Source organism: Polynucleobacter sinensis (genome assembly GCF_001595985.1).
Lineage (GTDB): Bacteria > Pseudomonadota > Gammaproteobacteria > Burkholderiales > Burkholderiaceae > Polynucleobacter > Polynucleobacter sinensis.
Genome location: NZ_LOJJ01000001.1, coordinates 231,092 through 249,762 on the forward strand (window position 1 = coordinate 231,092; position 18,671 = coordinate 249,762).

Here is an 18,671-nt window from a genome sequence, read left to right on the forward strand (position 1 = left end):
CGAGAAAGCTGGCATATAGCCAGCTTTTTTATTTCTTCTCGCTTTGTGCTTTTGCGTCTAATGCAACTTGGTAGGCCTCTTTCTTGCTAAGCCCGAGGGTCTGAGAAAGTACGGCAGCAATTTCTTTGCTTCCTAAATAAGGGCTTAATGCATTTGCCCAGACCAAGAGTGAGGAGTGCTCTAGGGTCTCATGGTTGTTGGCCTGCCGCCCGGCAACCAAAATAATAAATTCACCCTTAAGGCTTTCAGCAGTTTCCAGCCAGGCTGGGATTTCTGAAATCTGTAAAGCAACTAACTGCTCGAATTTTTTTGTAAGCTCTCTGCCAATGAGAATTTGTCGCTCGCCCTCAAGGTGTTTGCTTAAGTCCAACAACGTTTCTTTAATTTGGTGGGGCGACTCAAAAAAAATACTGGTCTTTGAGTTGATGCGGATATCTTGAATGAGCGCATCCCGCTCTTTTGTTTTGTTGGGCCAAAAACCTAGAAATTGAAAGCGGCCTTCTGATGGCAACATAACCGAGCCACTTGCAGAAATTGCCGTAGATACCGCGCTGGCACCGGGAATAGGGATAATCCGAAATCCTGCGTTCTGCACGGCATTAACTAGTCTGGCCCCGGGATCTGAAACGCCTGGAGTGCCGGCATCAGAGATGTATGCCCAGCGTTTACCCTGAGCAAGGTGTTGAATTACAGTTTGTGCGCCTTCGATTTCATTGTGCTCGTGCAAGGCAAGACATTTCTTATGAATACCAAAATTCTGTAACAAGGGTCCGCTATGTCTAGTGTCTTCACACGCTATCCCATCAACCGAGTTAAGAACATGGAGTGCTCTCAGAGTGATATCACCCAGATTTCCAATTGGCGTAGCGACCATATAGAGGGCTCCAGCTGGCATATCCTGCTGTTTTAGAAAGTCAAAGGAGCTAAGTTCCATGGAAATGTTTCGTATAAGAAGTATTAATAAGTAAGAGAATACGTCGCTTTTAGTCAAACGGGCGAGCCTACGTAATTGTCGGCACTTTGGCGCATAATAATGCGATGGATAAAGATACTCTCGAACGTTTGCGCGCTCGCGCGTCCCAGCATTTTTTAGACAGCATTGCTGTTAAGCAGGCTGCAGAAAAAATTCTTCCTGAACAAGTTGCGCGTGGTGTAGTTGCTATGACTGATTGTTTGCGCGCTGGTGGAAAAGTAATGGCCTGCGGTAATGGTGGCTCTGCTGCAGATGCGCAGCATTTTTCTGCAGAACTCATTGGTCGATTTGAAAGAGAGCGGCAGGAGTTGGCGGCAATTGCGTTGACAACGGACACTTCAATTTTGACGGCGGTAGGTAACGATTACAGCTATGACGAGATCTTTAGCAAGCAAGTGAGAGGTCTTGGAAAGTCGGGAGATATTTTGCTTGGGATTTCTACTTCAGGAAATTCAAAAAATGTAGTGAAGGCTATTGAGGCCGCTAAAAAAATGGGAATCAAAATTATTGCGCTCACTGGAAATGGTGGCGGAAAAATTACTACGCTCTTAGATGCGGATGATATTCATCTTTGTGCCCCCTCTACTCGCACTGCCCGCATTCAAGAAACACATTTAGTTTTGCTTCATAGCTTGTGCGATGGGGTTGATCATTTATTGCTTGATTAAGTAATTAAAAAATTATTTTCAGAGAATAGGCATATGCGAATTCAGACCATTGGTAAATATTTTGCTTTAGTTCTAATGCTTTCACAGATTTCTGCATGCGCAGTGGTTGCTGTGGGAGCGGCATCCACGGGCGTGGTTGGCGGCATTGCGATTATGGCTGATCGACGTCCTCCGGCCGTGCAAGCAATCGATAAAGGTATTGAGCTGGAGGCTAGCAATGCCTTGGCGAAGCGCTTCGGTGATGATGCGCATATTAATGTGACTTCGTTTAATCAAAAAGTATTGCTAACGGGCGAAGCGAAAGATTTAGATATTAAGAGTCAAGCTGAAGCCTATGTGAAAGCCATGAAGAATGCTCGCTCTGTGTTTAATGAATTGGTTATCGGGCCTAATAGTACTTACACTGCGCGCGCCAATGACTCATATCTTGAATCAAAAATTAAAACCCAGATGATCTTTACTGACAAGTTGCCTTCAAACTCAATGGCGATTGTTGCTGAAGGAACTAGCGTTTATCTGATGGGGATTCTTACTCAGAATGAAGCTGATATCGCGAAGAAGATTGCAAGTAATACTAATGGCGTTAAAGATGTCTTTGCATACTTCGATATTATTTCTGAGGCGGAGAAAGCGCGCTTAGAGAAGCAAGGTAAGGCGGATGAGTCTCAGCCTAATCTCCCGCCAAAATACTAAAATCGACCTTCACTCAAATGCTTTTAATGGGGCGCTGTACGCGTTGTGCCGTCGTCTTCGTAGCATTTGTTTTTTCTTTGACATGTGCACGTGCTGAAGTAGATATTTCCAGGGCGCAAGCTATTGCAAAACAAAATGCTTGTTTAGGGTGTCATGCAAAAGATAAAAAAATTGTCGGCCCAAGCTTTCAGGATGTTGCAAAAAAATATGCAAATGATCCCAATGCAAAAGTATTTTTAAAAAATAAAATATTGAAGGGTGGTGCTGGCTCTTGGGGTGTTGTTCCTATGCCAGGAAATTCAAAATTAAGCGACGCAGATCTATCTTTATTGATTGATTGGATATTGCGCGGCGCTTCCAGCACAAATTAACGCGCGTTAATTTGGGGCTTTCCTAAAAACCACCACCACGCATCATTTGAGCGCTTAAGGTTTTCTTTGAGCGCATAGTCAAAGCCGCCCCACTGTTCATTGGCAGCCTCTTCTACTATGGTGCTTGAGTTTGCTGGCGGTAATTTCAGATAGGCATCGGCATCGCCATAGGCATATTCAATACGCATCCCCGCCTTCTGGGCTAGATGCATCATGGCTCGGTTGTTGGCCAGGCAGTGCACATAGAGCGTCTCGATACCAGTATTACGGGAGTGAACTGCAGCGCGAGTTAATAAGGCTGTGCCGATCCCCTGCGAGCGCCCCTCTGGCAATACTGATACGCCAAATTCAGCAGCCTGTGCTTCATCCTGGGATTTGGGCAGGTAAGCCAAGTGCGCCATTCCGATGAGCTTAAGTTGACTATCAAAGCTACCAAATGCCGCGTCTCTATCGAAATCCAGATGTTCTACGTAGTGGTGAATCACCTCATCCGGGGTCTGCGTGCCAAAGCGTAGTCGACGATCTTCTTCATTCAATAGAAGTAGATGTTGCAATATTTCATCTTTATGCCCAGCATGCAAAACACGAACAGGCAGCACCAGGCCTGTTGTATATGGCTTGGCGGGTAAGTGACTGTTCGCTAATTTATTGTGCATAGCAATATATTAGCAGAAATTATGAATTTTCACAGGGTTTTCCCTAGGTTAAGAAAACAAAAGAAAAATGATGAAAATATGTAGGGAAGAGTCTTATTTAAGCCCTCTTTCTTGGCCTAGTTATACAAAAAACCTAGTTTTTTTGAAAAAAAGTTGAATTTATTTTCAATACTTATCTCATTGTTTTAAAAGGATTTATTTTCTCTGACAGAAAAAATATCGTTTTTTTAAGGAAAAAGACTACGAAAGGTGTTGACAGACCCAAATAGGTGGGATATAGTCTCACCTCTCTGCTGAATGTTTTTAAGAAATACGAAACAAGTCAGCCCTCTTTAAAAATTAGTCAACCGATAATTGTGGGTACTAAGTGAAAGCATCCAGTCCTTCGGGACAGATGTAAATAAATAGTACTCATAGACAGTAAAAAGATTTGGTTTTATTACCAAGTCAATTTCTTGAATGAGTGCGACGATCCGCAAGGATCACAGGAATTGAACTGAAGAGTTTGATCCTGGCTCAGATTGAACGCTGGCGGCATGCCTTACACATGCAAGTCGAACGGCAGCACGGGTGCTTGCACCTGGTGGCGAGTGGCGAACGGGTGAGTAATACATCGGAACGTACCTTATCGTGGGGGATAACGCAGCGAAAGCTGTGCTAATACCGCATACGCCCTGAGGGGGAAAGCGGGGGATCGAAAGACCTCGCGCGATTAGAGCGGCCGATGCCTGATTAGCTTGTTGGTGGGGTAAAAGCCCACCAAGGCGACGATCAGTAGCTGGTCTGAGAGGACGATCAGCCACACTGGGACTGAGACACGGCCCAGACTCCTACGGGAGGCAGCAGTGGGGAATTTTGGACAATGGGGGAAACCCTGATCCAGCAATGCCGCGTGAGTGAAGAAGGCCTTCGGGTTGTAAAGCTCTTTTGTCAGGGAAGAAACACCGGCTCTAACACAGTCCGGGAATGACGGTACCTGAAGAATAAGCACCGGCTAACTACGTGCCAGCAGCCGCGGTAATACGTAGGGTGCGAGCGTTAATCGGAATTACTGGGCGTAAAGCGTGCGCAGGCGGTTATACAAGACAGGCGTGAAATCCCCGGGCTTAACCTGGGAATGGCGCCTGTGACTGTATAGCTAGAGTGTGTCAGAGGGGGGTAGAATTCCACGTGTAGCAGTGAAATGCGTAGATATGTGGAGGAATACCAATGGCGAAGGCAGCCCCCTGGGATAACACTGACGCTCATGCACGAAAGCGTGGGGAGCAAACAGGATTAGATACCCTGGTAGTCCACGCCCTAAACGATGCTGACTAGTTGTTCGGGATTTACATCCTGAGTAACGTAGCTAACGCGTGAAGTCAGCCGCCTGGGGAGTACGGTCGCAAGATTAAAACTCAAAGGAATTGACGGGGACCCGCACAAGCGGTGGATGATGTGGATTAATTCGATGCAACGCGAAAAACCTTACCTACCCTTGACATGTCACTAACGAAGTAGAGATACATTAGGTGCCCGTAAGGGAAAGTGAACACAGGTGCTGCATGGCTGTCGTCAGCTCGTGTCGTGAGATGTTGGGTTAAGTCCCGCAACGAGCGCAACCCTTGTCTTTAGTTGCTACGCAAGAGCACTCTAAAGAGACTGCCGGTGACAAACCGGAGGAAGGTGGGGATGACGTCAAGTCCTCATGGCCCTTATGGGTAGGGCTTCACACGTCATACAATGGTGCATACAGAGGGTTGCCAACCCGCGAGGGGGAGCTAATCTCAGAAAATGCATCGTAGTCCGGATCGTAGTCTGCAACTCGACTACGTGAAGCTGGAATCGCTAGTAATCGCGGATCAGAATGTCGCGGTGAATACGTTCCCGGGTCTTGTACACACCGCCCGTCATACCATGGGAGTGGGTTTTGCCAGAAGCCGTTAGCCTAACCGCAAGGAGGGCGACTGCCACGGCAGGGTTCATGACTGGGGTAAAGTCGTAACAAGGTAGCCGTATCGGAAGGTGCGGCTGGATCACCTCCTTTCTAGAGAAAGATGCTGGAGCTATAGTGCCCACACTTATCGGTTGACAATAAAAGCCACGGGTCTGTAGCTCAGCTGGTTAGAGCACTGTGTTGATAACGCAGGGGTCGTAGGTTCAAGTCCTACCAGACCCACCACCAGCCAGAAACAAGACTTAGTGGGACGTTGGGGGATTAGCTCAGCTGGGAGAGCACCTGCTTTGCAAGCAGGGGGTCGTCGGTTCGATCCCGTCATCCTCCACCATCATCTAAATGTCAAAACTAAGCGAACATTTAATCGTTTAGTTTTGCCATTTATGGCTGTTCTTTAAAAATTTGAGTAAGCAAAGTGTCAAATGTTTCTTTGAGAGGACATTTGACAATGTAATAAGGGTAAAGATTGAATCATCAATCAGTAATATCAAACGAGTTTTACAAAGTTCTTAACAAGTACTTACAGTTTGGATTACGGCAAACATGTCAGAAGTAGAAGTAAACCTGTAACAGGTACTAGCAATGGTGCTCGTTATAGGATCAAGTGAATAAGTGCACATGATGGATGCCTTGGCGATTACAGGCGACGAAAGACGTTATAACCTGCGATAAGCCCCGGGGAGCTGGTAAATAAGCTTTGATCCGGGGATTTCTGAATGGGGAAACCCACCACTTTTGTGGTATCCATACCTGAATACATAGGGTATGAGAAGCGAACCTCGTGAACTGAAACATCTAAGTAGCGAGAGGAAAAGACATCAACCGAGATTCCCAGAGTAGTGGCGAGCGAAATGGGAACAGCCTTCTAGTGATAGCTCAGTAATTAACAGAATGGAATGGAAAGTCCAACAATAAAGGGTGATAGTCCCGTATGTGAAAATTATTGGGTGGTACTAGGCTAGAGACAAGTAGGGCGGGACACGTGAAATCCTGTCTGAATATGGGGGGACCATCCTCCAAGGCTAAATACTCGTAATCGACCGATAGTGAACAAGTACCGTGAGGGAAAGGCGAAAAGAACCCCGGGAGGGGAGTGAAATAGATCCTGAAATTGTGTGCATACAAACAGTAGGAGCCTCGTAAGGGGTGACTGCGTACCTTTTGTATAATGGGTCAGCGACTTACATTCAGTAGCAAGCTTAACCGAATAGGGAAGGCGTAGCGAAAGCGAGTCCGAATAGGGCGCTAGTTGCTGGGTGTAGACCCGAAACCAGTTGATCTATCCATGGCCAGGTTGAAGGTGCGGTAACACGTACTGGAGGACCGAACCCACTAACGTTGAAAAGTTAGGGGATGAGCTGTGGATAGGGGTGAAAGGCTAAACAAAACTGGAAATAGCTGGTTCTCTCCGAAAACTATTTAGGTAGTGCCTCGTGTATCACTGTAGGGGGTAGAGCACTGTCATGGTAGTGGGGTCCATTGCGGATTACTGCGCCATAGCAAACTCCGAATACCTACAAGTGCAAGCACGGGAGACAGACATCGGGTGCTAACGTCCGGTGTCAAGAGGGAAACAACCCAGACCGCCAGCTAAGGTCCCTAATATATGCTAAGTGGGAAACGAAGTGGGAAGGCTAAAACAGTCAGGAGGTTGGCTTAGAAGCAGCCATCCTTTAAAGAAAGCGTAATAGCTCACTGATCGAGTCGTCCTGCGCGGAAGATGTAACGGGGCTAAGCATATAACCGAAGCTGCGGATCACAGTAATGTGATGGTAGGAGAGCGTTCTGTAAGCCTGTGAAGGTGTCTTGTAAAGGATGCTGGAGGTATCAGAAGTGCGAATGCTGACATGAGTAGCGATAAAGGGGGTGAAAAGCCCCCTCGCCGTAAGCCCAAGGTTTCCTGTTCAACGTTCATCGGAACAGGGTGAGTCGGCCCCTAAGGCGAGGCAGAGATGCGTAGCTGATGGGAACAAGGTTAATATTCCTTGACCATTGTTAGATGCGATGGGGGGACGGATCGCGGAAAGTTGTCCGGGTGTTGGATGTCCCGGTTCTTGCGTTGGAGATGGCTATTAGGTAAATCCGGTAGCGTAATTCAAGGGCGTGAGACGAGCGAATTTATTCGCGAAGCAATTGGAAGTGGTTCCAAGAAAAGCCTCTAAGCTTCAGTCTAACAAGACCGTACCGCAAACCGACACAGGTGGGCGAGATGAGTATTCTAAGGCGCTTGAGAGAACTCAGGAGAAGGAACTCGGCAAATTTGCACCGTAACTTCGGGATAAGGTGCGCCCTTGTAGTTTGACCGTGTACAACGGGAGGACGAAAGGGTTGCAATAAAAAGGTGGCTGCGACTGTTTAATAAAAACACAGCACTCTGCAAACACGAAAGTGGACGTATAGGGTGTGACGCCTGCCCGGTGCTGGAAGATTAAATGATGGGGTGCAAGCTCTTGATTGAAGTCCCAGTAAACGGCGGCCGTAACTATAACGGTCCTAAGGTAGCGAAATTCCTTGTCGGGTAAGTTCCGACCTGCACGAATGGCGTAACGATGGCCACACTGTCTCCTCCTGAGACTCAGCGAAGTTGAAATGTTTGTGATGATGCAATCTACCCGTGGCTAGACGGAAAGACCCCATGAACCTTTACTGTAGCTTTGCATTGGACTTTGAACCGGTCTGTGTAGGATAGGTGGGAGGCGTTGAAAGCGGGATGCTAGTTCCGCTGGAGCCAACCTTGAAATACCACCCTGGTTTGTTTGAGGTTCTAACCTTGGCCCGTTATCCGGGTCGGGAACAGTGCATGGTAGGCAGTTTGACTGGGGCGGTCTCCTCCCAAAGTGTAACGGAGGAGTACGAAGGTACGCTTGGTACGGTCGGACATCGTACCTAAAGTGCAATGGCAAAAGCGTGCTTAACTGCGAGACCGACAAGTCGAGCAGGTGCGAAAGCAGGTCATAGTGATCCGGTGGTTCTGTATGGAAGGGCCATCGCTCAACGGATAAAAGGTACTCTGGGGATAACAGGCTGATACCGCCCAAGAGTTCATATCGACGGCGGTGTTTGGCACCTCGATGTCGGCTCATCTCATCCTGGGGCTGTAGCCGGTCCCAAGGGTATGGCTGTTCGCCATTTAAAGAGGTACGTGAGCTGGGTTTAAAACGTCGTGAGACAGTTTGGTCCCTATCTGCCATGGGCGTTGGAGATTTGACGGGGGCTGCTCCTAGTACGAGAGGACCGGAGTGGACGTACCGCTGGTGTACCTGTTGTTTCGCCAGAAGCATCGCAGGGTAGCTATGTACGGAAGAGATAACCGCTGAAAGCATCTAAGCGGGAAACTTGCCTGAAGATGAGATCTCCCGTAGGTTTAACCTACATAAAGGGTCGTTGAAGACCACAACGTTGATAGGTCGGGTGTGGAAGCGCAGTAATGCGTTAAGCTAACCGATACTAATTGCCCGTTAGGCTTGATCCTATAACCAGCACTATTGTGTTGGATGTTTGCCAGATTTAATTTGCATCCTTAATTACATGCTTACTCAAATAGAGTTGTTGATCAATAATCAACAACTCAACCCTCTACGCCCGGTGACCATAGCAAGTTGGAACCACTCCTTCCCATCCCGAACAGGACAGTGAAACGACTTTACGCCGATGATAGTGCGGATTACCCGTGTGAAAGTAGGTAACTGCCGGGCACCAATGCGACGCCCAGACCCTATTAGGTCTGGGCGTTTTTACTTGTGCAAAGCGTTTAGAGATTGACATAAACTCCATTTGGAGTCAGAATATTGGGTTCGCGGAGGGGTGTCCGAGCGGCTAAAGGAGGCAGACTGTAAATCTGTTGGCTACGCCTACGTAGGTTCGAATCCTACCCCCTCCACCAGCAATATGTAATTTTTTTGTATTAAGTTTTTGTACGAGTTAAGTGAATTTATTTCGCAGTGTTTTGTAAGAAACGATGCGGGCGTAACTCAGGGGTAGAGTGTCAGCCTTCCAAGCTGTTCGTCGCAGGTTCGAATCCTGTCGCCCGCTCCAGAATTTGTTGTACTAGATTTTGGCCCATGTGGCTCAGTGGTAGAGCACTCCCTTGGTAAGGGAGAGGTCGGCAGTTCGATCCTGCCCATGGGCACCAGGCTGTGTTGTAAGAATTTTAATTTCGTGTGTTGTTTAAGAGTTAACTAAAGGCAGACAAAAAATGGCAAAAGAAAAGTTTGAGCGGACAAAACCGCACGTAAACGTTGGCACAATCGGTCACGTTGACCACGGTAAAACGACATTGACAGCAGCGATTGCTACCGTGCTTTCAAAAGCATTCGGTGGCGAAGCAAAAGCATATGATCAGATCGATGCTGCTCCAGAAGAAAAAGCACGTGGTATTACGATTAATACAGCACACGTTGAGTACGAGACTGCAAACCGTCACTACGCTCACGTTGATTGCCCAGGACACGCCGACTACGTTAAGAACATGATTACTGGTGCCGCTCAGATGGACGGCGCAATTTTAGTTTGTTCCGCTGCTGACGGCCCAATGCCACAAACTCGTGAGCACATCCTCTTGGCACGCCAAGTGGGCGTTCCTTACATCGTCGTATTCTTGAACAAGTGCGACATGGTTGACGATCCTGAGTTGTTAGAGCTCGTAGAAATGGAAGTTCGTGAGCTTCTGTCTAAGTATGACTTCCCAGGCGATGACACACCAATTATTCAAGGTTCTGCTAAGTTAGCTCTTGAAGGCGACGAAGGCCCATTGGGTAAAGAAGCCATCATGAAGTTGGCTGAAGCTTTGGATACTTACATCCCAACTCCAGAGCGTGCTGTTGACGGCGCGTTCTTGATGCCAGTAGAAGACGTGTTCTCTATCTCCGGTCGCGGTACTGTAGTGACTGGTCGTATCGAGCGCGGCATTATCAAGGTTGGCGAAGAGATTGAAATCGTTGGTATTAAGCCAACTCTCAAAACCACTTGTACTGGTGTTGAAATGTTCCGCAAATTGCTCGACCAAGGTCAAGCAGGCGATAACGTTGGTATCTTGTTACGCGGTACAAAACGTGAAGAAGTTGAGCGCGGCCAAGTATTGGCTAAGCCAGGTTCGATCACTCCACATACTCACTTTACAGCCGAGGTTTACATCTTGGGTAAAGATGAAGGTGGTCGTCATACTCCATTCTTTAACAACTATCGTCCACAGTTCTACTTCCGTACAACGGACGTTACTGGTTCAATCGAGTTGCCAAAAGATAAAGAAATGGTGATGCCAGGTGATAACGTCACAATTACCGTAAAACTCATCGCTCCTATCGCGATGGAAGAAGGTTTACGTTTTGCGATCCGTGAAGGTGGCCGTACTGTTGGCGCCGGCGTGGTTGCAAAGATTTTGGCTTAATAGTTTTAATAAAGGGGTGTAGCTCAATTGGCAGAGCGTTGGTCTCCAAAACCAAAGGTTGGGGGTTCGATGCCCTCCGCCCCTGCCACGATTTGAACTGAAAGTAATATGTCTCAACAAACAGCAGGTCACTCTGAAGAAAAGAGCAGCTGGGTCTCCGGACTCGCTGCCCTCATTGTCGTTGCAGCGTTAGTTCTTTACTACACGCTCGTCGACCAGTCTTTGTTAGTCAGAATGTCTGTTTTGTTAGGCGGAATTGCTGTTGCAGTTTTGATTGTGGCGATTTCTCCTGATGGACGTCGTTTTATCCATTACGCAAAAGATTCTTGGTATGAAGTAAAAAAGGTTGTTTGGCCAACTCGCAAAGAGACAACCCAAATGACTCTAGTCGTATTTGGCTTTGTTCTGATCATGTCCATCTTTTTATGGGTTGCAGACAAATTAATTGAATGGCTAGTTTTTTCAGTCTTCTTAGGCTGGAAGTGAGTAAGAAAAAATGATTGATTCTGAATTGGCCTCAAATCCACAAGCTGCTGGCAATATGCGCTGGTATGTCATTCATGCTTATTCCGGGATGGAAAAAAGCGTAAAACGAGGCTTGGAAGAGCGCATTGCTCGTTCGGGCATGGCAGAAAAGTTTGGCCGTATTTTGGTTCCATCTGAAGAGGTTGTTGAAATCAAATCCGGAGCTAAGTCGGTTTCCGAGCGCCGTTTTTTCCCAGGCTATGTCCTCATTGAGATGGAAATGACGGATGAAAGTTGGCATTTGGTGAAAAACACGCCAAAAGTAACTGGTTTCGTGGGCGGTGTTCGTAATCGCCCAAGCCCTATTTCAACTGCTGAAGTAACCAAAATCATGGATCAGATGCAGGCTGGAGTGGACAAGCCTAAGCCTAAGACTCTATTTGAGGTGGGCGAGATGGTTCGTGTTAAGGAAGGCCCATTCACAGACTTCAACGGAAACGTTGAGGAAGTCAACTATGAGAAGTCAAGATTGCGCGTTTCTGTTACAATTTTTGGCCGCGGTACCCCAGTTGAGCTGGAGTTCGGCCAAGTAGAAAAGATGTAAAAACAAGGACTTAGTCCGGTTTTGTTGTGCAGTAGTAGCAGTACAAGTGGTTAGCAATAACCGAGGAGCGGAGCTAGAAAGCCAAAAACTAGCAAAGCGTTTACTCAACAGCGGTCTTCCCTAATGAGGTTAGGCGCGCTTTTAGGAGCAATCAATGGCAAAGAAGATCATTGGCTTTATCAAGCTGCAGATTCCTGCAGGTAAAGCAAATCCATCACCACCCGTAGGACCAGCTTTGGGTCAACGCGGTCTCAATATTATGGAATTCTGTAAGGCGTTTAATGCTCAAACTCAGAGCATGGAACCTGGCCTTCCGATTCCAGTCGTGATTACAGCGTTTGCTGACAAGAGCTTCACATTCATCATGAAGACTCCTCCAGCAACCATCATGATTAAGAAGGCTGCAAAGATCGAAAAAGGATCACCACGTCCTCATACCGATAAGGTAGGAAAAATTACACGTGCTCAAGCAGAAGAAATTGCTAAAGCAAAAATGCCAGATTTGACAGCGGCCGATATGGATGCAGCCGTTAGAACAATCGCCGGCAGCGCCCGTTCCATGGGCATCACAGTGGAAGGCCTCTAATCATGACTAAGTTATCTAAACGTTTAAAAGCGATTGAATCTAAGGTAGACCGCAACAAATTTTATGCATTGGAAGATGCATTGAATCTGGTTAAAGAGTGTGCAACTGCCAAGTTCGATGAGTCTATCGACGTAGCTGTTCAGTTGGGTATTGATGCTAAGAAATCTGACCAGGTTGTGCGTGGCGCAGTAGTGCTCCCAGCTGGTACTGGTAAGCATGTTCGTGTGGCTGTTTTTGCACAAGGCGAGAAGGCTGAACAAGCTAAAGCCGCTGGCGCTGAAATTGTTGGCATGGAAGATCTTGCTGAGCAAATTAAAGGCGGCAAAATTGATTTTGATGTGTTGATCGCATCTCCAGACACAATGAAGATTGTTGGTACTTTAGGCCAAGTATTGGGCCCACGTGGTTTGATGCCAAATCCAAAAGTAGGAACTGTTACGCCCGATGTAGCAACTGCAGTTAAGAATGCTAAGGCTGGTCAGGTTCAGTTTCGTGTCGACAAAGCAGGTATCGTGCATGCAAGTATTGGTCGTCGTTCATTCGAGCCGGCTGCATTGAAATCTAATTTGCTGGCATTGCTTGAGGCTTTGAACAAAGCTAAGCCGCCTGCATCTAAGGGTGTTTATTTAAAGAAGGTTGCCGTAAGCAGCACCATGGGTGCAGGCGTACGTGTAGACCAAGCATCGATACAAGCGGCTCAGTAAAAAGAAATAAAACCGCTTGTAGCAAAAAGAACTTTGGGTCGACTCCCGCTCTTTGAGTGAGAGTCGAACATCAAAGACCGTTGGTGGATGAATTTGCTTGTTGAGAAATGAGTTCTTAATTATTACGAAAGTAATGGCCAGCGCAGATGGCGACCCTGAAAAGATTTCACAAGAGACTCTTGTGACAAATGATCAGACGCTGGTGTGTAACCCCAACTGGGAACAGTTGGTTTTTTAGGAGTTAAACCGTGCCTTTGAATGTACAAGACAAAAAAGCGATTGTTGCTGATGTCGGCGCTCAATTGGCTGGAGCTCAAACAGTCGTGCTCGCTGAATACCGCGGTATTCCAGTAGAGCAGTTGACAAAGCTACGTGCTAGCGCACGTGACCAAGGTGTATATCTTCGTGTTTTGAAGAACACATTGGCACGCCGTGCTGCACAAGGCACACAGTTTGAGCCTCTTGCTGATTCGATGGTTGGCCCCTTGATCTACGGCATTTCTGCTGATCCGATTGCTTCGGCAAAAGTATTGCAGAACTTTGCTAAGACTCAAGACCTGCTAGTCATTAAAGCTGGCTTATATAACGGCAAGTTGTTAGATGTTGCGGGCGTAAAAGCTTTGGCAACAATTCCAAGCCGCGACGAGTTGTTATCTCAGTTGTTAGGTGTGATGTTGGCACCAGTTTCTGCGATGGCTCGCGTATTGGGCGCAGTAGCAGCACAAAAGGCAGCTGGAGCACCCGCTCCCGCAGCAGCACCTGCAGTTGAAGCAGCAGCCCCAGCAGAAGTAGTTGCTGAAGCCGCCGCTCCAGAGGCAGCCGCTGAGCCTGCAGCCGCAGCCCCAGAAGCTGGAACAGAAGCAAACGAAACCCCTGCCGCTGAATAAGCGACAGATTAACTATTTAAGTATTAGGAGCTAAAAATGGCGATTACTAAAGAAGAAATCATTGAAGCAGTAGGTAGCATGTCCGTTATGGATTTGAACGATTTAGTTAAAGCGTTCGAAGAGAAGTTTGGCGTTTCAGCTGCAGCGATGGCTGTTGCTGGTCCTGCTGGTGCTGGTGGTGGCGATGCTGGCGGCGCAGAGCAAACAGAATTCACTGTTAACTTGCTCGAAGCTGGCGCAAACAAGGTTTCAGTAATTAAGGCAGTTCGCGAAATTACTGGTCTTGGCTTGAAGGAAGCTAAGGACTTGGTTGATGGCGCACCGAAGCCAATCAAAGAAGCTGTTGACAAGAAAACTGCTGAAGAAGCTAAGAAGAAGCTTGAAGAAGCTGGCGCTAAAGCAGAACTCAAGTAATACAAACTTAGTTAGCGCTCCTCAAAAAGGGGTGCTAGCCCTGTTGGGTTTGACCATTAGTGGTCAAACCCGATTTCATTTCTGATTGAAATCGGGTTTGCCTTCTGATACGACTGCAGAATGCAAGTTTGGTCGGACACTAAGTCTATCTGATTTAGTGTTGTCCGCCAGTGGTTGGTAGTGGCCAACCGCCAAATCTTTGTACAGTCGCTGAATTCGGAGATGAAATGAACTATAGCTTCACCGAACGCAAGCGAGTCCGTAAAAGCTTTGCTAAGCGAGTAAATAATCACCAGGTTCCATACCTGATCGCAACGCAGCTGGAATCCTACGCTAAATTTTTACAGGCTGATAAGCCGGCAATGTCTCGTCTAACTGAGGGACTTCAAGCTGCCTTTACATCAGCATTCCCAATTGTGTCTAACAACGGCTACGCACGTATGGAATATGTGTCGTATCAGTTGTCACAACCACCGTTTGACGTTAAAGAGTGTCAGCAACGTGGTTACACATACCATTCGGCCTTACGCGCAAAAGTTCGCTTGATTATTTATGATCGCGAAGCGCCTACTAAGGTTAAAGAGGTAAAAGAGAGTGAAGTCTATATGGGTGAAATTCCACTCATGACAGATAACGGCTCTTTTGTAATCAACGGTACTGAGCGCGTTATTGTTTCTCAGTTGCACCGTTCCCCAGGCGTGTTCTTTGAGCACGATAAGGGCAAGACACATAGTTCGGGTAAGTTGCTGTTCTCAGCACGCATCATTCCTTACCGTGGTTCATGGCTTGATTTCGAGTTTGATCCAAAAGATATTCTGTATTTCCGCGTTGACCGTCGTCGTAAGATGCCTGTCACCATTTTGCTCAAAGCAATTGGTTTAAACAACGAACAGATTCTTGCAAACTTCTTTAACTTTGATCACTTTGCATTGAGCGCAAATGGCGCATCAATGGAGTTTGTACCAGAGCGTTTGCGTGGTCAGTTGGCTAGCTTTGATGTGCTTGATAAGAATGGCGTTGTGGTCATTCAAAAAGACAAGCGTATTAACGCAAAACATATTCGTGAGCTCGAGGCCGCCAAGACTAAGAACATCGTTGTTCCTGACGACTACTTAATTGGTCGCGTAGTTGCACGTAACATCATTGATCCGGATTCCGGTGAAATATTGGCTTACGCTAATGATGAAATCACTGAAGAGTTGTTGGCTACATTGCGCGATGCAGGCATCAAGCAATTGGAAACCATCTATACCAATGATTTAGATTCAGGTGCGTATATTTCTCAGACATTGCGTACTGACGAAACTGCCGATCAAATGGCAGCTCGTATTGCTATCTATCGCATGATGCGTCCTGGCGAGCCTCCAACAGAAGACGCCGTTGAAGCTTTATTCCAACGCTTGTTCTATAACGAAGATAGCTACGATTTATCTCGCGTTGGTCGCATGAAAGTAAATAGCCGTCTTGGTCGTTCAGAGATGGAAGGCCCAATGGTTTTGTCGAATGAAGATATTCTCGACACCATTAAGTCTTTGGTTGACTTGCGTAACGGTAAAGGTGAAGTAGACGATATCGATCACTTGGGTAATCGTCGTGTACGTTGCGTTGGTGAGTTGGCGGAGAATCAATTCCGTGCCGGTTTGTCACGGGTTGAGCGTGCGGTTAAAGAACGTCTCGGCCAAGCCGAAACTGAAAACCTCATGCCGCATGATTTGATTAACAGCAAGCCAATCTCTTCGGCGATTCGTGAGTTCTTTGGTTCTTCACAGTTGTCCCAGTTTATGGACCAAACAAACCCATTGTCAGAGATCACGCACAAGCGTCGTATTTCTGCATTGGGACCCGGTGGTTTGACACGCGAGCGCGCAGGCTTCGAAGTGCGCGACGTGCATCCAACTCACTACGGTCGTGTTTGTCCAATTGAAACCCCAGAAGGACCAAACATTGGTCTGATCAACTCACTCGCGTTGTTTGCGCGTTTGAATGAGCATGGTTTCCTAGAGACACCATATCGTAAAGTTTCCAATAGCAAAGTAAGCGACGAAGTTGTTTACCTCTCTGCAATTGAAGAGGCGAAATACGTTATTGCTCAGGCAAATGCAACGATCGACAAGAGCGGCAAGTTAGCTGACGAATTGGTTTCAGCGCGTCAAGCTGGTGAGACCATGATGGTTAGCCCAGAGCGCATCGATTTCATCGACGTTGCTCCTAGCCAGATTGTTTCTGCCGCTGCTTCATTGGTTCCGTTCTTGGAGCATGATGATGCGAACCGTGCGTTGATGGGTGCGAATATGCAACGTCAAGCGGTTCCCTGCTTACGTCCAGATAAGCCATTAGTTGGTACCGGTTTAGAGCGCATTGTTGCGGTTGACTCAGGCACTGTTATTTTGGCTTCCCGCGGCGGTATCGTTGACTATGTTGACGCAAACCGTGTGGTTATTCGTGTAAACGATGACGAAACAGCGGCTGGTGAAGTTGGTGTGGATATTTATAACCTCATCAAGTACACCCGTTCAAACCAAAATACCAACATCAACCAACGTCCAATCGTTCAGGCTGGTGATCGTGTAGCCCGTGGCGACGTAGTTGCTGACGGAGCATCTACAGATTTGGGTGAATTGGCCTTGGGTCAAAACATGACTGTGGCATTTATGCCATGGAACGGTTACAACTTCGAAGATTCCATCTTGATCTCTGAGAAAGTTGTTGCAGATGACCGCTATACCTCTATTCATATTGAGGAGTTGTCGGTTGTTGCTCGTGATACCAAGCTTGGTTCAGAAGAAATTACACGCGATATCTCCAACTTGGCTGAGTCACAACTCTCCCGTTTGGATGAGAGCGGTATTGTTTACATCGGTGCTGAAGTTGAAGCCGGTGACGTATTGGTTGGTAAGGTAACTCCAAAGGGCGAGACTACTCTCACTCCAGAAGAAAAACTCCTCCGCGCGATCTTCGGTGAAAAAGCATCTGATGTTAAAGATACTTCTTTACGCGTTCCATCTGGGATGATCGGTACAGTTATCGATGTTCAAGTCTTCACTCGTGAAGGTATTGAGCGCGATGCACGTGCGCAATCGATTATTCAAGAAGAACTACAGCGCTATCGTTTGGATTTAAACGACCAGTTGCGTATTGTTGAGGGCGATGCCTTCATGCGTTTAGAAAAGCTGTTGATTGGCAAAGTTGCTAATGGCGGCCCTAAGAAATTGGCTAAAGGCACCAAGATCGACAAGGAATACCTTGCTGACTTAGACAAATACCATTGGTTTGATGTTCGTCCAGCAGATGATGAAGTTGCCTCACAAGTTGAAGCAATCAAATCTTCTATTGAGGCGAAGCGTAAGCAGTTTGATGAGGCTTTCGAAGAGAAGCGCACTAAGCTTACCCAGGGCGATGATTTGCAGCCTGGCGTAACAAAGATGGTTAAGGTGTATTTGGCAGTGAAGCGTCGCTTGCAGCCTGGTGACAAGATGGCCGGTCGTCACGGTAACAAAGGTGTGGTTTCTAAAATCGCTCCTGCGGAAGATATGCCATTTATGGCTGACGGACGCCCTGTTGACATCGTCTTGAACCCGTTGGGTGTTCCTTCTCGTATGAACGTAGGGCAGATCTTAGAAACCCACTTAGGTTGGGCGGCTCAAGGTATTGGTAAGCGTATTGATGAGATGGTTCGTCAACAGGCTAAACAAGCTGAACTCCGTAAGTTCATGAAGCAGCTTTATAACGAAACTGGTCGCATTGAAGACATCGACAATTTTACTGATGAGCAGATCACAGAATTGGCCGAGAATTTACGCCAAGGCTTGCCATTCGCAACTCCAGTCTTTGATGGTGCCACAGAGGCTGAAATTGGTCGCATGCTCGAGTTGGCTTATCCAGAAGAAGTAGCTACTTCTTTGAAGATGACGCCTTCACGTCAGCAAATGATTTTGTGCGATGGCCGTACTGGTGATCAGTTTGAGCGTCCAGTAACTGTTGGCGTAATGCACGTCTTGAAGCTCCACCATTTGGTCGATGACAAGATGCACGCACGTTCAACCGGACCTTACTCGTTAGTAACGCAGCAGCCACTGGGCGGTAAAGCACAGTTTGGTGGTCAGCGCTTTGGTGAGATGGAAGTTTGGGCCCTCGAAGCATACGGTGCTTCATATGTCTTGCAGGAAATGCTGACAGTGAAGTCCGATGACGTCGCAGGCCGTACCAAGGTTTACGAAAACATCGTCAAGGGCGAGCACACAATTGATGCTGGCATGCCCGAATCCTTCAACGTGTTGGTAAAAGAAATCCGCTCGTTGGGTATTGACATTGACATGGAGCGCAACTGA

The 18,671-nt window shown here is 47.2% G+C and carries 12 protein-coding genes, 6 tRNA genes, 3 rRNA genes and 1 pseudogene; 20 read left to right on the forward strand and 2 right to left on the reverse strand.

The window, feature by feature from the left end; translation table 11 throughout:
• Positions 1-28 precede the first annotated feature (28 nt).
• Positions 29-934 carry a 16S rRNA (cytidine(1402)-2'-O)-methyltransferase gene (gene rsmI, locus AOB49_RS01280; protein ID WP_062306999.1) on the reverse strand — a complete coding sequence of 302 codons (906 nt, stop codon included), beginning with the start codon at positions 932-934 and terminating at the stop codon, positions 29-31.
• Between the two features lie 104 nt (positions 935-1,038).
• On the opposite strand from rsmI, the gene AOB49_RS01285 reads away from it, so the two are divergent.
• Genes AOB49_RS01285 through AOB49_RS01295 form a run of 3 tightly spaced genes read left to right on the forward strand, consistent with a single transcriptional unit; the run spans position 1,039 to position 2,705 of the window.
• Positions 1,039-1,641, forward strand: coding sequence for a phosphoheptose isomerase (locus tag AOB49_RS01285; protein WP_062307001.1), 603 nt, complete (start codon positions 1,039-1,041; stop codon positions 1,639-1,641).
• A 33-nt stretch (positions 1,642-1,674) separates the two neighbouring features.
• Complete coding sequence (locus AOB49_RS01290; protein WP_062307003.1) at positions 1,675-2,334, forward strand: BON domain-containing protein; 660 nt, start codon at positions 1,675-1,677, stop codon at positions 2,332-2,334.
• Positions 2,335-2,360: 26 nt separating this feature from the next.
• The gene (locus AOB49_RS01295; RefSeq protein ID WP_062307006.1) at positions 2,361-2,705 is read left to right on the forward strand and encodes a c-type cytochrome; all 345 of its coding nucleotides are present in this window, start codon (positions 2,361-2,363) and stop codon (positions 2,703-2,705) included.
• Here AOB49_RS01295 and AOB49_RS01300 read toward each other — a convergent pair.
• Positions 2,702-3,361 carry a GNAT family N-acetyltransferase gene (locus AOB49_RS01300; protein ID WP_062307008.1) on the reverse strand — a complete coding sequence of 220 codons (660 nt, stop codon included), beginning with the start codon at positions 3,359-3,361 and terminating at the stop codon, positions 2,702-2,704. The genes AOB49_RS01295 and AOB49_RS01300 overlap by 4 nt on opposite strands.
• Before the next feature lie 493 nt (positions 3,362-3,854).
• On the opposite strand from AOB49_RS01300, the gene AOB49_RS01305 reads away from it, so the two are divergent.
• From AOB49_RS01305 to rpoB, 17 genes and pseudogenes are all read left to right on the forward strand, one after another.
• A 16S ribosomal RNA gene (locus tag AOB49_RS01305) occupies positions 3,855-5,387 on the forward strand.
• Between the two features lie 58 nt (positions 5,388-5,445).
• Positions 5,446-5,522 (forward strand) — tRNA-Ile (locus AOB49_RS01310).
• 30 nt (positions 5,523-5,552) lie between these two features.
• Positions 5,553-5,628, forward strand: a tRNA-Ala gene (locus AOB49_RS01315).
• 267 nt (positions 5,629-5,895) lie between these two features.
• Positions 5,896-8,769 (forward strand): 23S ribosomal RNA (locus AOB49_RS01320).
• A 109-nt stretch (positions 8,770-8,878) separates the two neighbouring features.
• Positions 8,879-8,992, forward strand: a 5S ribosomal RNA gene (gene rrf / locus AOB49_RS01325).
• Together the 16S, 23S and 5S rRNA genes with 5 tRNA genes alongside form the textbook arrangement of a ribosomal RNA operon.
• 103 nt (positions 8,993-9,095) lie before the next feature.
• Positions 9,096-9,180 (forward strand) — tRNA-Tyr (locus tag AOB49_RS01330).
• A 77-nt stretch (positions 9,181-9,257) separates the two neighbouring features.
• Positions 9,258-9,332 (forward strand) — tRNA-Gly (locus tag AOB49_RS01335).
• A 22-nt stretch (positions 9,333-9,354) separates the two neighbouring features.
• Positions 9,355-9,429, forward strand: a tRNA-Thr gene (locus AOB49_RS01340).
• 63 nt (positions 9,430-9,492) lie between these two features.
• Positions 9,493-10,683, forward strand: a complete 1,191-nt coding sequence (gene tuf / locus AOB49_RS01345; protein WP_062307010.1) for an elongation factor Tu — start codon at positions 9,493-9,495, stop codon at positions 10,681-10,683.
• A gap of 12 nt (positions 10,684-10,695) precedes the next feature.
• Positions 10,696-10,771, forward strand: a tRNA-Trp gene (locus tag AOB49_RS01350).
• A 20-nt stretch (positions 10,772-10,791) separates the two neighbouring features.
• Positions 10,792-11,169, forward strand: coding sequence for a preprotein translocase subunit SecE (gene secE / locus AOB49_RS01355; RefSeq protein WP_062307013.1), 378 nt, complete (start codon positions 10,792-10,794; stop codon positions 11,167-11,169).
• A 10-nt stretch (positions 11,170-11,179) separates the two neighbouring features.
• Positions 11,180-11,752: a transcription termination/antitermination protein NusG gene (gene nusG, locus AOB49_RS01360; protein WP_062307015.1), complete on the forward strand. Its 573-nt coding sequence runs from the start codon at positions 11,180-11,182 to the stop codon at positions 11,750-11,752.
• A 154-nt stretch (positions 11,753-11,906) separates the two neighbouring features.
• Positions 11,907-12,338: a 50S ribosomal protein L11 gene (gene rplK / locus AOB49_RS01365; RefSeq protein WP_011901890.1), complete on the forward strand. Its 432-nt coding sequence runs from the start codon at positions 11,907-11,909 to the stop codon at positions 12,336-12,338.
• A gap of 2 nt (positions 12,339-12,340) precedes the next feature.
• On the forward strand, positions 12,341-13,042 hold the full coding sequence (rplA, locus tag AOB49_RS01370; protein ID WP_062307018.1) for a 50S ribosomal protein L1: 702 nt from the start codon (positions 12,341-12,343) through the stop codon (positions 13,040-13,042).
• A 248-nt stretch (positions 13,043-13,290) separates the two neighbouring features.
• A pseudogene (gene rplJ / locus AOB49_RS01375) lies at positions 13,291-13,806 on the forward strand (50S ribosomal protein L10); the annotation flags it as partial.
• A 159-nt stretch (positions 13,807-13,965) separates the two neighbouring features.
• Positions 13,966-14,343: a 50S ribosomal protein L7/L12 gene (gene rplL, locus AOB49_RS01380; protein ID WP_062307023.1), complete on the forward strand. Its 378-nt coding sequence runs from the start codon at positions 13,966-13,968 to the stop codon at positions 14,341-14,343.
• Positions 14,344-14,570: 227 nt separating this feature from the next.
• Positions 14,571-18,671, forward strand: a complete 4,101-nt coding sequence (gene rpoB, locus AOB49_RS01385; protein ID WP_062307025.1) for a DNA-directed RNA polymerase subunit beta — start codon at positions 14,571-14,573, stop codon at positions 18,669-18,671.

What these genes read in the sequence shown, in the direction of transcription:
- rsmI (WP_062306999.1), bottom strand. Translation starts at nt 934, where the DNA reads ATGGAACTTAGCTCCTTTGACTTTCTAAAACAGCAGGATATGCCAGCT.
- tuf (WP_062307010.1), top strand. Translation starts at nt 9,493, where the DNA reads ATGGCAAAAGAAAAGTTTGAGCGGACAAAACCGCACGTAAACGTTGGC.
- rplK (WP_011901890.1), top strand. Translation starts at nt 11,907, where the DNA reads ATGGCAAAGAAGATCATTGGCTTTATCAAGCTGCAGATTCCTGCAGGT.
- rplA (WP_062307018.1), top strand. Translation starts at nt 12,341, where the DNA reads ATGACTAAGTTATCTAAACGTTTAAAAGCGATTGAATCTAAGGTAGAC.
- nusG (WP_062307015.1), top strand. Translation starts at nt 11,180, where the DNA reads ATGATTGATTCTGAATTGGCCTCAAATCCACAAGCTGCTGGCAATATG.
- AOB49_RS01290 (WP_062307003.1), top strand. Translation starts at nt 1,675, where the DNA reads ATGCGAATTCAGACCATTGGTAAATATTTTGCTTTAGTTCTAATGCTT.
- AOB49_RS01300 (WP_062307008.1), bottom strand. Translation starts at nt 3,361, where the DNA reads ATGCACAATAAATTAGCGAACAGTCACTTACCCGCCAAGCCATATACA.
- secE (WP_062307013.1), top strand. Translation starts at nt 10,792, where the DNA reads ATGTCTCAACAAACAGCAGGTCACTCTGAAGAAAAGAGCAGCTGGGTC.
- AOB49_RS01295 (WP_062307006.1), top strand. Translation starts at nt 2,361, where the DNA reads ATGGGGCGCTGTACGCGTTGTGCCGTCGTCTTCGTAGCATTTGTTTTT.
- rpoB (WP_062307025.1), top strand. Translation starts at nt 14,571, where the DNA reads ATGAACTATAGCTTCACCGAACGCAAGCGAGTCCGTAAAAGCTTTGCT.
- AOB49_RS01285 (WP_062307001.1), top strand. Translation starts at nt 1,039, where the DNA reads ATGGATAAAGATACTCTCGAACGTTTGCGCGCTCGCGCGTCCCAGCAT.
- rplL (WP_062307023.1), top strand. Translation starts at nt 13,966, where the DNA reads ATGGCGATTACTAAAGAAGAAATCATTGAAGCAGTAGGTAGCATGTCC.